General features: G+C 30.0%; 13 protein-coding genes, 1 pseudogene and 1 CRISPR repeat array (1 of these 15 running past the window's edge). Of the genes and pseudogenes, 6 read left to right on the top strand and 8 right to left on the bottom strand.

Going from position 1 to position 15,941, the window contains the following annotated elements:
- A CRISPR array of direct repeats spans nucleotides 1-1,169; the repeat unit is 31 nt; unit sequence TGTTTCAATTCCTACAAGGTAAGGTACAAAC; it reaches 55 nt to the left of the window's first position.
- Between the two features lie 174 nt (nucleotides 1,170-1,343).
- The 8 genes from cas2 to cas6 are packed head-to-tail and all read right to left on the bottom strand — an operon-like array spanning nucleotide 1,344 to nucleotide 9,630.
- Nucleotides 1,344-1,604 carry a CRISPR-associated endonuclease Cas2 gene (gene cas2, locus HNP65_RS09000; protein ID WP_184619922.1) on the bottom strand — a complete coding sequence of 87 codons (261 nt, stop codon included), beginning with the start codon at nucleotides 1,602-1,604 and terminating at the stop codon, nucleotides 1,344-1,346.
- Nucleotide 1,605: 1 nt separating this feature from the next.
- Nucleotides 1,606-2,601 (bottom strand): type I-B CRISPR-associated endonuclease Cas1b, encoded by a 996-nt coding sequence (cas1b, locus tag HNP65_RS08995; RefSeq protein ID WP_184619921.1) that lies wholly within the window; start codon nucleotides 2,599-2,601, stop codon nucleotides 1,606-1,608.
- Nucleotides 2,602-2,606: 5 nt separating this feature from the next.
- Nucleotides 2,607-3,083, bottom strand: a complete 477-nt coding sequence (gene cas4 / locus HNP65_RS08990; protein WP_184619920.1) for a CRISPR-associated protein Cas4 — start codon at nucleotides 3,081-3,083, stop codon at nucleotides 2,607-2,609.
- Entirely contained in the window at nucleotides 3,080-5,485 is a 2,406-nt protein-coding gene (cas3, locus tag HNP65_RS08985) for a CRISPR-associated helicase Cas3' (protein ID WP_184619919.1), read from the bottom strand. Before cas3 ends, cas4 begins: the two co-directional genes overlap by 4 nt.
- Nucleotides 5,463-6,236 (bottom strand): CRISPR-associated protein Cas5, encoded by a 774-nt coding sequence (gene cas5, locus HNP65_RS08980; RefSeq protein ID WP_184619918.1) that lies wholly within the window; start codon nucleotides 6,234-6,236, stop codon nucleotides 5,463-5,465. Before cas5 ends, cas3 begins: the two co-directional genes overlap by 23 nt.
- A gap of 12 nt (nucleotides 6,237-6,248) precedes the next feature.
- Entirely contained in the window at nucleotides 6,249-7,175 is a 927-nt protein-coding gene (locus tag HNP65_RS08975; protein ID WP_184619917.1) for a type I CRISPR-associated protein Cas7, read from the bottom strand.
- Nucleotides 7,176-7,188: 13 nt separating this feature from the next.
- Entirely contained in the window at nucleotides 7,189-8,883 is a 1,695-nt protein-coding gene (locus HNP65_RS08970) for a hypothetical protein (protein ID WP_184619916.1), read from the bottom strand.
- 12 nt (nucleotides 8,884-8,895) lie between these two features.
- Nucleotides 8,896-9,630 (bottom strand): CRISPR-associated endoribonuclease Cas6, encoded by a 735-nt coding sequence (gene cas6, locus HNP65_RS08965; RefSeq protein WP_184619915.1) that lies wholly within the window; start codon nucleotides 9,628-9,630, stop codon nucleotides 8,896-8,898.
- A 284-nt stretch (nucleotides 9,631-9,914) separates the two neighbouring features.
- On the opposite strand from cas6, the gene HNP65_RS08960 reads away from it, so the two are divergent.
- The 6 genes and pseudogenes from HNP65_RS08960 to HNP65_RS08935 all read left to right on the top strand — a co-directional run.
- Nucleotides 9,915-11,417 (top strand): ABC transporter substrate-binding protein, encoded by a 1,503-nt coding sequence (locus HNP65_RS08960; RefSeq protein WP_184619914.1) that lies wholly within the window; start codon nucleotides 9,915-9,917, stop codon nucleotides 11,415-11,417.
- Between the two features lie 62 nt (nucleotides 11,418-11,479).
- Nucleotides 11,480-12,487, top strand: a complete 1,008-nt coding sequence (locus HNP65_RS08955; RefSeq protein WP_184619913.1) for an ABC transporter permease subunit — start codon at nucleotides 11,480-11,482, stop codon at nucleotides 12,485-12,487.
- Between the two features lie 11 nt (nucleotides 12,488-12,498).
- Nucleotides 12,499-13,371, top strand: a complete 873-nt coding sequence (locus HNP65_RS08950) for an ABC transporter permease subunit (protein ID WP_184619912.1) — start codon at nucleotides 12,499-12,501, stop codon at nucleotides 13,369-13,371.
- A 4-nt stretch (nucleotides 13,372-13,375) separates the two neighbouring features.
- Entirely contained in the window at nucleotides 13,376-14,335 is a 960-nt protein-coding gene (locus HNP65_RS08945; protein WP_184619911.1) for an oligopeptide/dipeptide ABC transporter ATP-binding protein, read from the top strand.
- Nucleotides 14,332-15,303 carry an ABC transporter ATP-binding protein gene (locus HNP65_RS08940; RefSeq protein WP_184619910.1) on the top strand — a complete coding sequence of 324 codons (972 nt, stop codon included), beginning with the start codon at nucleotides 14,332-14,334 and terminating at the stop codon, nucleotides 15,301-15,303. The genes HNP65_RS08945 and HNP65_RS08940 overlap by 4 nt, the downstream gene beginning before the upstream one ends.
- Before the next feature lie 237 nt (nucleotides 15,304-15,540).
- Nucleotides 15,541-15,941: pseudogene (locus HNP65_RS08935) on the top strand (methyl-accepting chemotaxis protein); the annotation flags it as partial.

Raw genomic sequence — 15,941 nt, 5'->3', positions numbered from 1 at the left:
CAGTCGTTTTGGTTTCAATTCCTACAAGGTAAGGTACAAACTATGAGAAGTATGGTTGGAGGAGCCCTGAAATAACGTTTCAATTCCTACAAGGTAAGGTACAAACTATGAATATGATGGTATTAAAGATGTTAGGTATAAGTGAGTTTCAATTCCTACAAGGTAAGGTACAAACGATGTAGGAAGTAGTGGAGGTTCGTTAGTAAAAACAGGTTTCAATTCCTACAAGGTAAGGTACAAACAATTTTTCAAATGTTTGATAATCAGTAAAGAATTTAAGTTTCAATTCCTACAAGGTAAGGTACAAACTGGGCAGTCTCAAAACATTACAGAAATCCCATTAAAGTTTCAATTCCTACAAGGTAAGGTACAAACGATAAACGACATATTACAATCCATAAACTACCTAAAGTTTCAATTCCTACAAGGTAAGGTACAAACATACGACTGCTCTTACCGTTAATCGTTAGATATTTAGTTTCAATTCCTACAAGGTAAGGTACAAACAGGTATCAAGTACCTTCTTTGGAAGGTAAAGGTGAATGTTTCAATTCCTACAAGGTAAGGTACAAACAATGCTTGAAGAAAAGGTATTGTCTTTTGAAGACTTGTTTCAATTCCTACAAGGTAAGGTACAAACTGTATTTTCCATCACATATGACAGTTGCATAAGCCATGTTTCAATTCCTACAAGGTAAGGTACAAACTTGAAAAGTTAAGTATTGAGTTTTTAGAGCAATATTTGTTTCAATTCCTACAAGGTAAGGTACAAACGATTAAAGATAAAACACCGGAAGCACGTAAATGGCTGTTTCAATTCCTACAAGGTAAGGTACAAACTGCTGTATTTCCAAAAAGGTTGGTGCAACCAATGATGTTTCAATTCCTACAAGGTAAGGTACAAACATAGTTAAAACACCATTTTCTTCCACAGCAGAACTTAATTTCAATTCCTACAAGGTAAGGTACAAACTTTACACGCAGGTAGTTTTGTACGAAGCGATGCTAAATTTCAATTCCTACAAGGTAAGCTACAAACTCAAAGGAATATTCAAAAAGAATTGTTATTAGCTCATTTCAATTCCTACAAGGTAAGGTACAAACGATATATCAGATGGATCTTATACATACAATTGGAAATTTCAATTCCTACAAGGTAAGGTACAAACCATAGATTACGTTATAATTATATTACATATTATTACTTTTTGCAACCTTTTTGAAAAAATCATAATAAATGATAAACAATATTAACGTAAAATATTTTAAAGTTACACATTTTTTTGATTTTTTTCAGTCGATCTCCAGGACCTTTTACACTACTACACATCGACTGAATTTAACTATAAAAATTTTGTTTCTTCTTTTTTATCTTTTCCTAAAACTTCTCTTTTGCTGTACAACATTTGATTAAAAACGTATATTACTACTGAATCCTCATCTTTTATAATCCTTCCTATTTCGCTTTTTAAACGTTCAAGATTTGAATAACTTATTTCTCCTTCAAAGACCGAATTCTGAACCCACGTCAAATATTTTCTACACACTTTAAGCATTTTTGAAACTCTTTTTACACCAACATCATAGTATAGAATAACAAACATATCACCACTCCATTATTAGAGGCTCATATACTTCATCCTCTAAAAGATGTTTTTCTAATTTATAAAGCTCCATTCTTATCAACGTCCTATAACTCACATTTCTTCCTATCTTTCTCAGTTTCACTGTCTCATTCAATCTTTTTTCTAAAATTTCAATAAATTTTCTTTTACCTCTATCGTTCAAAAATACTCTATTTAAGCTTTTTTCAAAGTCTTTAACTCCAATTATATTTTTATTAATAACACTAAAAATTGTTCTATCACCAATAATAGGCTTAAAAATCTCTGCAATATCCAAATTTAATGAAAATCTTCTAAAATTTGTTGAATGTAAATAACCTATTCTAGGATCAAGGTGTGTTGCATAAATTTCTCTTAAAACTATGCTATAAATCAAAGAATTTGAAAAACTTATCAACGCATTTATCCTATCAATAGGTGGCCTTCTTCCTCTCTTTGTAAATTTAAAACCACTAGAATTTATTATTTCATTAAAAGATTCATAGTAAATTTTCTTTATTTTTCCTTCAACTTGCATCAACTTAGGTATTTCTTCTATTCTAAATATCTTTTCCACGTTTTTTTCTATTTCTGATATATGGTTATCTAATTTTCTACCCCTATTTTTGTAATACCTTAAAATCTTTAAACTATTTCTTGCAGCACCTTCTACAATTTTTTTTGCTATATAGATTCTTTTTTCATTATCTATATAATACTGTGCTTGTTTTAAAATCATAAATCCGGAATTATAATGCTCTCTTGGATAAAAACTTCCAACGTAAAACCCATAATGATTAAAAAAAGAAATCATGATTTCTTTTTTAGAAAGAAATTCAATAAGCCTTTTATTTAAATTTACCTCTCCAAAAACAAAAATTTCCTTTAGATTTTCAACAGGAATATGCTTTTTTTGATTCTCTTCAGTTATAAATACTAAAGAATTATCTTCTCTTTTTAACGTTCCAGCTGAAAAAATATATATTGTTTCCTTCACAAATATCAACTCCAACAAAAATATTCAAAAGAACACGTTTTACAATATTTCTTTCTCTCTGCTTTTGGAACCTTATCTCTATTTATAATATCTTCTATCTCATTCATTAAATTTAACAATTCCCCTCTAGCATCGTCCGTCATATGGACTTCTATAACTTTCTTTTCTTTTGGAATTCTAATCTCTCCATAATCTACATTCGCCTTCCACATATAATACAAAAGCTGAAATTTAGCACTTTTAATCATTCTCGATGATTTTTTTACTTCAACCAATTTAATCTCACCATTTTCTAACCTTATAATATCAACTTTCCCACCATTTATAGTTATCTCTTTTTTATCCCTGCTATACGACTCTTGAGAAATAAGCCTACCTATCGCAAGAAAATCACTATCTTGCTCACCTACTAACTGCCGTGAAAGAAGCCAAGCTTGTCTTTTACAAATAAGGTATGCTTGAATTATACTTCCAGTAATCATAGAAAATCATACTCCCTAGAAGATTTTAATTCCAAAAATTTTTCAACGTTTAAACCATAGTCATAGCTATAATATCTTTCAAAATCTTTTGCAAAATAAAATTCACCATTCATCTCTTCTTTTAATATTTCTTTTATGCTTTTTCCTTCAACTCTATAGTTATAAAGCGAAACGACAAATAAAGAAAATATTTTTGAAAACAGGTGATTTTCAACGTAATTAAAATCGTTATTTATGTAAGCATCCCATACTTTTTCCCCTTGTAAAACTTCATCTTTATCAGATATTAATTTGTATTCTAACAATAAATTCTTTATACTATTTAATTTGTACAAAGGAATTTCAAGAGGTACAAAAAGCGAAAAATTATCACCTTCGATTAGTTTTAATTCTTTATCTATATATTTGAATTTCAAATCCTTAAAATAATCAAAATAGTCTAATGTAAATGCATTTAACCTTCTTCTTAACTTTTCTATTGTTAATGAATAAAACTCATTTAAACTTAAGTTCCCCGATTTGAACTTTGAAAAATTATCTTCTAAAATTTTTTCTCTTTCATCACTTTTGTAAATTCTCTTCCACATTCCATCATCAAACAAGTATAATTTAGCATTTTTTAACCTTGCATTTCGATTAACACGCCCCATGGTTTGAATAATAGAATCAAGAATTGAAAATGCTCTAAACCCTACATCAAAGTCAAGATCAACACCCGCTTCAATCGATTGTGTAGAAACAAGCACAAGTGGCTTTTCCTTATCATACTTTTTTATATATTCAATTAACTCCCTTTTTCTTAGATCAAGTAAAGTCGAATTTAAAATATATACCTCTCCATCTATTTTGCTCTTTAATTTCTCATACATTCTGTATGATTCCTTAATCGTATTCACAACTACCAAAGTCTTTTTTGATTTATTTACTTCTTCTAAAATTTTTCCTTCAACATCTTTATCCAAAAACACATAATTTGCTCTTTCAAACAATTTATGATCTACAACATCAGGTGTTAAATTTTCAACAAAGTCTTCTTTTTCAATAAACTTTGTAAAATCAGGAAGCGTTGCACTCATTATAATTATTGTTGTGTTTAGATATTTACTTAGATAATAAAAAAGATTTGAAAGTGTATTCCAAAATTTTGGATTGTACGCTTGCACTTCATCCAAAATAATTACACTATTTGCTATTTGATAAAAATTAAAATTATCAGACTTTCCATTTCTAAAGAACATATCAAAAAATCCTACATGAGTCGTAAAAACAAATGGGAAATTCAAAAATAATGTTTGAGTATAACTTTTTTCTTTGTTTTCATCATTTGATATATCAATATACTTATGATCATATCTTGTTATATATTCGCTCGGAACAAATTTGGAAAAGTAATCGAAACTTTGTTCAATTATATTTACGTAAGGTATTACATAAAACACCTTTTTCTTTTTTTCCAACAACTTTCTAACCAATCTCAGAGAAATATTTGTTTTTCCACCTCCTGTTGGAACTTCAATAAAAAATACATCTTTTTTACTGTTTTCAAATTTTTTCTCAATTTTTGCAGTTATGACGCTTCTTAAAGTATTTAAGTCAAAAATTTCTTCTTTTTTCATTAGCCTAAGCTTATCAATCTTTTCATCTATAGTTGGGTTAAAATTTCCATTAATTTTTCTCGAGGATATATTCTCCAAAATTTCATTCTTCAAATCATCATCTATTATTTTTGGAATAAACTTTACACCTTTCATAAATTCCATGGTTGCAAGATAGTCGCAAGTAATAAGTAAAGAATTCAATAGCTTATAAATCAAGAAAAATTCTATCTTGATGACCTTTCTCATTTTTTTCATATTTAATTTACCAAAAACACTTTTTGTCATGTTTATTATTCTATCCTTATCATTATCAGTTTCTAAAAACTCAAGAATATAACTTACATACTTTTCTTTTTCTTCATTCCAATAAATACTTTCGTTAATATCTAACAAAAAACTGTGGTGTCTTGACACCACAGTTGAAATAAGAAGTAAAAACACAAACTCCTTTTCTTTTAACTTTCCTGACAACACTTTATCTGTCAAAAGTGAAGAAATTGTATAAAATCCTATATCACTGTGAGTAATTGAAATATCTCCAAGTCTTAAACCACTCTGGAATTCTTCAGTTAACTTTCCTATATCATGGTATTTAATAAACTCATACACAGTTTCAATATATGAATCATTGATTTCAAACTCATAAAATAAATTTTTTAATATCTCTTCAATACCATGTTTTTCTATTAATTGCTTCAAATAAAATTCTGTTTTTCTAACATGTTCAATAAAAGTCTCAAATTTTTCATCATTTTTATGAGCCATTTTATCATTTATGGACTTAGAAAACGTAAATAACTTCATTATCATTTGTCCTCCAAAAACTTTCGTTGTTTTTTATTTTCAACTCTTTATCTGTAAAGATGAATAAATCTTTTACATACATATAATTTTCATCAAAATCGTATGGTAATTCCTCAATTATCGTTACACTTTTCTCTCCTTTATGATCTTCAAACAAACCAAATTCTTCCTCATCGGTTTTTACAAAAAAATCAACATCTTTCATTTTAACAAGAGAGTTAACAACTACTTCTTTTCTTTCTAATTCTTCAACGTTAAGTGATTTGTAATTTTCAAAATATGCCAAAAATTCATTTTTTCCAAAATATATAGGATATTCTGCATATTTATTTTTAACCATATATTCTAATTTTTCATAGATTTCTTTTTCATCTTCGCTAAATGTTTCAAAAAAGGGGACAAAAATTGTATATCCTAAACTTTCGACAATAATTTGTTCCTTTGCCTGAAGTACACCTCCTGGTTCTTGTGATGCAAGGCCAGATGAATTGTTAAATATAACCACCGTTTTTTTCAAAGGCTTTCTATACAGTGGCTTTATTGCTATCTTAAAGTTCTTAAGCTTTTCATAGTATTCAATACTATTATTTTTTTTATCTCTATCGTAACCACCATATCCTAAAATTGCACCGAAAATCCCTAAAACTGCAGGTTTATGAATAAAATTGTAAGTAGTAAATACCCTAGCATTTGAATCGTTCTTTTTAAAAAAACCCATATCGGCTTTTATATCAAAACAAAAGGCTTTCATGAATAGCCCTCCTCAAAGTAAAATATCACCCTTTCTCCAGCTCTCACCTATTCCATTAACCTTGCAGATGTTTTCATTGTAATAAACTTCAACCGTTTCTATTTCATCTCTGTACTTATTCAATAACTCTGAAATTTTTGAAAGATCCAAAACTTCACTTTCACTTATATCAACTAAATTCTTCATTGTTGGAAGAACTAATTTTGAACCTTCTTTTAAAGTTACAAACAAAAGCAAAGCATTTTCTGTGCCAATTTTAGAAGTTGTATTTAAATTAGTAGCAAATTTTTTCAATGCATCTTTTAATTTTTCAATTTCATTATCACTAATCTCCATACCTTCTGGTAAATTTCTTGGATTTAATACAAAATCATAAACGTAGTAAGATTTTAAGTTCTTTATCTCATTTCCAAGAGTTGTTTGCATGTCATTTTCTTTGTTTCTAAAAGGTGAGGCAATATCTACAACATAGGGAACATTAACGTTGTATCTATTTACTCCATAGCTTATTTGAAGAGGACCTGTAATCGACATTTGCTCATCACCAACAGCAAAAGTTATTCCAAATAATTTTACATCTATAAATTTATTAAAAAAGTCTTTTTTGTCTACCACTTCCTCTTCTTTTTCCTTTTTAGTTTTTTTATTTTTTACTTTTATCTTTATCTTTTTCACTTCATCTTTTAAAACTTCTAACCAATATTTATATGTCTCCTCAAGAGATTTTGGCTGGCCATTTTCTTTAAAGGTTCTCCAAACAAAAACCCTTTCTCCTAAATCAACGAAATATTTCCTTATCGCATATTTAGCAGATTTATCAGTTGCAAATATTGTTGCATTTTCATCTGGAAGTCTTCTTGGATATTTAGTAAAATCGGCATTCCAATTGCTATTTTCACTCTTTAAAATAAATATTCCATAGCATCTTTTTGAAAACATTCAGATCCCTCCTCTATAAATTTTTCCCTGAAAAATACCCTTCAAAGAAATAAAACTTATCATTTTTCGTTACCTGCTCTGGTAATTTTCCGCTGTTAAAATAGTTCAAAATTATCCTGAAAGTCTTGTCAAACTTTTCATCTTTAAAATCAACTGCATGTTTGTACTTGTTAAAAAGCTCAAAAACTCTTTCAAGTAAAACCTTTGAATTGTTAACATTAATAAATGGTTCTACTAAACCGTGAGTCTTTTCCGATGTTTTTGATTGTTCAAGAAGATACCTTGTCAATTTTCCAATAAGATAATAGTATTGGTAGTTATTCTCTATTTTTTCCAATTTTTCCATTTCGATATTTTCTAAGTTCTCCATGAAATCACCCCCAAATATTTTATTTAAACTTTTATAACTTTCAAAAGCACTTTTAATTTGCTTTAAAGATCTCTTTTCTTCATTATGTAAACCTTTCAAATAGCAACTCAGTGAGTCATAGAAAATATCATCAATTACTTTTTTATTCAACGAATCATATTTTGCTCTATATACAAAATCAAAAATAATTTCTCGATATTTGAGAATGTTTTTTGCAAGTAAACTATCCTTAATATTTACTTGATTAAAATAATTACTCTTTAAACGTTTATCAAATAGTTTATCTAATTTATCTTCTATCTCAAAAATACTCTTTCCATTAAAGTCATACTTAAAATTAAACACATAATCTACGTACACAAAATCATCTTTGTGTATTATTAGATAAAAATCAAGCAGCATATCTTCTTTATCAAATTCCTCATGTATTTGCTCTAAAATTTCCCTAAATCCCATTTTCTGATCATCGCTTTTCAAAAATCTTATCTCCATCTGTTGAATCTTTTCATCCATAAACAAAGGAAATATTGTAAAACGACTTAAAAACTTTCCAACAAAGTCTATAAGCTCAAGTGCACAATCTTGACAAATCATAACGTTATATCCAATAGGTCTTCCAAGGTGAAGTAAAAACGGCTTTTTATCATTCAACGTATTAAACGCATCTGGTATAGAAATAATGCCTTCCTTGCCACATGTTGGACATTTTCCTTCTTTTTTCTCAGCACTTTTTCCAACGAAAACCTTTTGTTTTAAATAATTTAAATAAAAATCTTCATAGACTTTCTTATCTTCCAATTCAAACACAAAATAAAAATTTCCGTATATACTTTGATAATCTTTTTCAAATAATTTTATCGATGCTTCTTTTACACTTTCAAAGAGTAAATCTGCTTCTTCTTTTGTAAATACAAGCTTTTCTAAAATAGATTCTTCAACTTCATTTTTAAATTTTTTTAAAAACTTTTCATTATAAACCTTCATTATTTTTGCAGATAAATCACCCTTAACTCCTTGAAATATAAATAAGTTATAGGAATTTGTACCCTTATTTGATCCAATACTTTTATTCCCTTTTTCATCTCCAGGAAGCTTTTTTGTTAACAACTGCACATTCTTTAAAATCATTTTAAATTCATCATCAATATCGTCATATTTTTTTGCTCTTTCTAGTAAATCAAGCCTGTCGTAAAAGTTATCTTTTAAAACATAATAAAAGTTCTTTTTACTTTCTATAGGAATAATTACAAAAACAATATTTTCATTAACATTTTCATCTTGAGAATAATAATTTTCATTTCTCAATCTTTTTGAAAAATCTATCATCTGCTTTAACATTAAATCCCTCCCTTACTCTACAAATCCAAATCCTTGTGAATTTTTACTACCAAGCCCTGTATCGTATACAAAAGAAAGAATTTCTTTATCTCCTTTTAATAGATAACTTCCCTTCCAGCCCTCTATAACAAACCTTTTTTCACCAAAACCATAATAAACAACACTCTTGTATCTTTCATCATCAAAAAGTGGAACTATTTCAATATCTTTATCTAACCTTTCCTTATAAAATGCTTCCCATTTGTTCTTTATATTAAGGTTTATTAACTCTGCAAATTCACTTTCAAATGGGGTAAAATATCTAGTCTTATTCTTTCCACTTTCTTTATATGTTCTATGAACTTCAATTGGCGTTAAAGCTTTTACTTTAATACTATTTCCAGAAACGTTCTTTATCACAGCCATAGCTGATGATAAATATATTTTATTTTCACCTAACATAAATTCATCACCTTTGAATAAATTCGTAACTAAATCTTCCATTAGCATATTAACAGGAGATGAAATAAAAAAACTTATCTTTTTTCCAAAATTAAAGACTTTCATATTTTTGAAAAATTTTCCTCTTTCTAAAATAGATGAAAAACAAAAGAGTGAGAACTTTTTCTTTCCCCTAAATCCTTCTTCATGAACAAATTTTCTTAATTTTATACTAAATAAATTATAAATTAATGCTTGTATATACTTGTTGAAACCAACCGGCAAGATTATGTCATCATCCGAAATAAATTCTAACTTTAGCCTCATATTTTTCCTCCAATTGATATTATTATCTTATATTGCAATTTTATTAAATTATAACATACTTTTATTTAAACAAACAATAAACTCTAGTTTAAAAATAGTAAGTTAGGCATTTAAAAACTCAAATATAGACCATTTTTATCCAATAACAAAGATTTTTATAAAAATACTTTTTTAAAAATTTTTACTTTCATTAGTTTAATAAAAAATTTCATTTGTTAACATTTGATTTTAAATATTACTTTATGATAAAATAAGATTACCAAACTTGACGAGGGGGGATTTTCATGAAAAAATTCATGATTATCATCGGGTTGCTGCTTGTTGTATTTTCTTTTGCATCGAAAGATGTTATTGTAGTTGGAACAACTGACAAAATAAGAACGCTTGATCCTGCAAATTGTTATGATTACTTTTCGAGTAATATCCTTCAAAATATCTTATCTGGACCGGTAGATTATGAAATTGGAACAGCAAACATAAAACCGTGGTTATTTGAAAGTTGGGATGTTTCTGATGATGGACTTGTATATACATTCCATATAAGAAAAGATGCATATTTTGAAGATGGAACACAAATTGATGCAAATGTTTTTAAATATTCATTTGACAGGGTAATGAAACTCAATGGAGATCCTGCATTTTTATTAACTGACGCAGTTGAAAAAACAGAAGTTGTTGACAAATTTACTTTCAGAGTAACTTTAAAAAATAAATATTCAGCATTTGTTTCCGTGTTGGGTTATACAGTTGCATTTCCAGTGAATCCAAAAGTATTTCCTAAAGATAAATTCTATGAGGGAGCTCCATCTGCCTCTGGTCCTTACAAAATTACTGAATGGATCAGAGATGTAAGACTTGTATTAGAAGAAAATCCAAAATATTTTGGTCCAAAACCAAAAACACCAAAAATTATTATCCAATTCTATGAAAATGCACAACAATTAAGATTAGCACTAGAAACCGGAGAAGTCGACATAGCATACAGACACCTAGATCCAAGAGACATATTAGACCTTAAAAATGTACCTGGTATAAAAGTTTATCTTGGTCCAAGCCCACAAATAAGATACCTTGTTGTCAATGTAAAACAAAAACCATTTGATAATCCTCTTGTAAGACAGGCCATTGCACTTGCTGTTGATAGAGAAACTATAGTTAATGATATATTTGTAGGCCTTGCAAAACCGTTATATTCAATGGTTCCAGCTGGAATGTGGAGCCATGAAGATGTATTCCCAAAAAGAGATCTAAAAGCAGCCGTGGAAATTCTAAAGGTTGCAGGTTATACTAAGGACAATCCCCTTGTAATAGATCTCTGGTATACTCCATCTCACTATGGAACAACTGAGGCAGACGTTGCACAAGTATTAAAAGAATCTTTAGAACAAACAGGTGTTATAAAAGTAAATATAAAATATGCTGAATGGTCAACTTACGTTGAATATTTCTTAAATGGAACTATGGGTCTCTTCTTACTCGGTTGGTATCCAGACTACCTTGATCCAGACGATTATTTATGGCCATTCTTAAGTATTAACGGTGCAAAATCTTTGGGTTCATTTTACGAAAATAAAAATGTAGAAGATTTAATGACTGCTGCAAGAGCTGCTACAGACCAATTCTCACGTGAAATGATATACAAACTTGTTCAAAATATCCATGCAGCAGAAGCTCCTTACATTCCTCTCTGGCAAGGTTCTGCAGACTGTGAAGCACATGATTACATTGATGGAATTGTTCTTGAACCAACACAAATCTTCCGCTATTACATACTTGAAAGAAAATAATACTATAAGTTACAGAAATATCCCGCCCCTTGCGGGCGGGATATTTTAAAGGAGGAGATAATGTGTCCTTAAAAAGCTACATAATAACGAGAATAATATTAGCACTTCCAATGATTTTAATTCTTTTAGTAATGATATTTTTTATACTTAGAATAATTCCTGGTGACCCTGTTTTGGCAATTCTTGGTGGTAAGGCTCCACTTGAAGTAATTGAGGCGAAAAGGCATGAACTTGGTCTTGACAAACCTATAGTAGTTCAATTTTTCGACTATTTAAAAGATGTTGCAAAAGGTGATCTTGGAATTTCAACTTTGACTAATAGACCTGTCTGGAGCGAAATAAAAGATAGATTCCCAGCTACTTTGGAATTAACAATATTCTCTTTTATTTTTGCATTAATTATCGGAATTTTCTGGGGAGCTGAGGCTGCGTGGCGAAAAGATAAAACCTTGGATATTTCTGCAAGAGTTTATTCTATCTTTATATACGCTGTACCAGTTTTCTGGCTAGGATTAATGCTTCAACTGCTATTTGGAATCTATCTAAGATGGCTTCCAGTAGGTGGTAGATTATCTCCACGTGTAAGTTTGGATATAAAAACTGGTTTATTGTTATTAGACAGTATCCTTAATTGGAACTGGGAAGCTTTTTGGGATGTTTTAAAACACCTTCTTCTTCCTGGTATTACTTTAGGACTTGTTATTTCGAGTATTTTCTTAAGAATGGTACGTAACAACACTGTCTTAATGCTCTCAAAAGATTTTGTAAAAGCAGCAAAAGCAAGGGGCTTAAAACCAAAAGTTATTTTATATGGACACGCTGTAAGAAACGCATTTGTCCCAATTTTTACAATTATGGGTATGCAATTTGCATTGCTACTTGCAGGGGCAGTCTTAACTGAAACAACTTTTTCTTGGCCTGGAATTGGTAGTTATCTTGTTTTAAAAATAAAGTACAGAGACTTTCCAGCTATTCAGGGTACAATAATATTTTTTGCTATTTTTGTTGTGATTATAAGCATTATTATAGACATTGTTAACGCTTTAGTTGATCCTAGAGTAAGGTATTAAGAGGTGATAATGTGAGAAAAAAATTTATTAGCGAAAGAATAGGAGAATTTATAAGTGATTTGTTTGGAACAGGAACAGGTTGGCTAACATTCATCGGTGCGATGATCTTAATATTTTTCATTATACTTGCAATATTTTCTCCACAAATTGCACCATATGATCCTACACAAAGAGTTGGTAGATCTCTAACAGCACCTAATGACCAATTTGTTTTTGGAACCGACAATCTTGGAAGAGATATATTAAGTAGGGTAATATACGGAGCAAGAATTGCACTTATGATCGCTTTTATTGCTGTTGCAATCGCTGCAGGAATAGGAGTTCCTCTCGGATTAATCTCAGGATTTATCGGTGGAACTTTAGATAGAACATTAACATTAATAATGGATGCAATTTATTCATTTCCAGGATTGATACTTGCAATAGCGATAGCTGCAGTACTGGGACCTGGAATAATAAATATCTCAATTTCAATTGCAGTTGTGTATACTCCTACATACTTTAGAGTGATACGAAACCAGGTTTCCTCAGTAAAGAATGAACTATATGTAGAGGCTGCAAGGGCATTAGGTGCAAAAAATAGTGAAATACTTTTAAAATATATCTTTCCAAATGTTTTACCATCTATAGTGGTTGTACTTTCAATGAACCTTGCAGATGCAATAATGACTGAAGCAGGGCTTTCTTTCTTAGGTTTAGGTATCGCGCCTCCTACCCCTGACTGGGGATTCGATCTAAGTAATGGTCAAAGATTCGTTTTAAGTAGGGCTTGGTGGGGCCTTCTATTCCCCGGAATAGCTATTATAACAGTTGTTCTTGGCTTTTCCATGTTTAGTGAAGGATTAAATGAATTATTAAATCCTACTATAAGGGAAAGAAGGTGATCTTGTGTTTTTTGAAGCAAAAAACTTGAAAATTTACTACAAAACAAAAAAAGGTTTTGTTAAAGCTGTAGACAATATTAGTTTAAATATAGAAAAAGGTCAAACCGTTGGCCTTGTTGGAGAATCGGGATGCGGAAAATCAACTTTTGGGCAGGGATTATTAAAAATTCTTCCACCAACAACATATTACGATGGTAGTGTAAAGATAGAAAATCAGGAACTTATAAATCTTCCCGAATATAAAATGAGGAAAATAAGGGGCAAAAAAATAGGAATGATTTTCCAAGACCCAATGACTTCACTTAATCCTGTAATGAAAATAGAAAAATTATTCTATGAAACTTTAAAGACACATGAACCAGAAATAACAAAAGAAGAAGCTCGAAAGAGAACAGCAAAAGTTCTCGAAAAGGTTGGAATTGAACCGGAAAGAATGAAAGAATATTCTTTCCAATTCAGTGGTGGAATGAGACAAAGAGTTATGATTGCTCTTACACTGGTTTTAAACCCAATTCTTGTAATAGCCGATGAACCAACAACATCATTAGATGTTATTGTCCAAGCACAAATTATGAAACTACTAAATGAACTAAGAAAAGAATACAATATGTCAATGATACTAATCACACACGATCTAGGTGTTGTCGCTGAAATGGCTGATAAAATCTGCGTTATGTACGGTGGACATATCGTAGAAGAAGCTAGAAGTGAAGATCTGTACTATAAGCCAAAGCATCCTTACACAAAATTACTGCTACAAAGTATTCCAAACACAAACATAAACGACTTAGACTTAAAATACATACCTGGCTCCCCACCCGATCTTTCAAATCCACCAATTGGATGTAGATTCGTAGATAGATGTCCATACAAAAAAGAAATTTGTAAACTAAAGGAACCACCGGTAGTTGAGGTTGATGAATCAAAAGTTAAATGCTGGTTATATAGTGAGGTGAAACAATGATTAAAGTCGAAAATCTAAAAAAATATTTTCCAGTTAAACGAACGGTTGGAGAAGTTCTTTTGAGAGTTCCTCAAAGATTTGTAAAAGCTGTTGATGGAGTTAGTTTTAGTATTTCAAAAGGCGAGACATTCGGGTTGGTTGGAGAGTCAGGAAGTGGTAAAACTACCACAGGGAGGTTAATTTTAAGATTAATTGAACCAACTTCTGGAAAAATATTTTTTGAAGATACCGATATTACCAAACTTTCAAAAGAAGAATTAAGAAAATTTAGGAAAAACATGCAAATAATATTTCAAGATCCTATGGCAGCATTGAATCCATATATGAAAGTTGGCGATGCAATCAAACATGGTCTTGAAATTCATAATATAGGTGGTAGCAATCAGGAGAGAAAAATGCTTGTAATGAAAATGCTTGAAAGAGTAAATTTATCACCTCCTGAAGATTTTTACTATAGATATCCTCACGAATTATCCGGCGGGCAAATGCAAAGAATAGTTATAGCACGTGCTTTGATTTTAAGACCAAAGTTTGTAGTTGCTGATGAGGCAATTGCAATGCTCGATGTTTCTGTTAGATCTCAGCTCTTAAAATTATTAATAGATCTGAAAAATGAATTTGATTTAACTTTCCTATTTATCACCCACGACCTTGCAACAACAAAATACATATGTAACAAAATTGGTGTTATGTATCTTGGAAAAATAGTAGAAATTGGTGATTTTAAAGAAATCTACAAAGAACCATTGCATCCATATACCAAAGCATTAATTTCAGCTGTTCCAGAACCTGATCCAAAAAGAAAAAAGGAAAAAATTATTCCCGAAGGTGAAGTTCCAAATCCTATTAACCCTCCAAAAGGTTGCAAATTTCACCCACGATGTCCATATGCAATGGATATTTGCAAAGAAGTAGAACCTCCTCTAAAAAAAGTTAAAAATCACATTGTCTCCTGCCATCTATATTGACAAAAATAATCCCCTCAAAAACGAGGGGATTATTTTCAAACCCAAAAATCCCCTCTTACAAACTTGTTACTAAAAAAACAAAAAGTTTAAAATAAACATAAATAGAAAAGAAAAATAAATATAATCGTATATCAAGCACGTATTCCCTAAAGAAAAAGACTTCTAAACAATTAAAAAACTGATAAAATAGTATATGATATAATATAATGTAAAATGAACCTATTGGAGGTGTTTTGAATGAAATTACAAGTAAAGTTAGTACTTGCGCTTGTTCTTGTTTCAATTCTTGCAACTGTTACTAGCGTAACAATATCTTCTTACCTTTCTTTTAAAAATATCTCACAAAGTGCTCAAAAAATTAATCACCTTGTTTTAACTTCTATCTCAAAAGACATTCAAGCTGGCCTTAAAACTATCATTGACCCTCTATACAAATACGCTACTGGTGGCTCTCTTGCTCCTTATTTGATGAACTCAACAACCGACCTTGGAAAAAAACAAATTTCTTGGGGAGTTAGGAATGCAAAAAATTCTCTAAAAAAGGAAGGCTATCTAGGGACATACCTAATATTAAGCGATGGCACAACCTTTGATGACACAGGAGAAATTACACCTGATATTAGTGATAAATTTAGCAA

The sequence above is a fragment of the Thermosipho japonicus genome (assembly GCF_014201655.1).
Lineage (GTDB): Bacteria > Thermotogota > Thermotogae > Thermotogales > Fervidobacteriaceae > Thermosipho > Thermosipho japonicus.
This window is presented reverse-complemented; position numbering and strand designations above follow the sequence as displayed.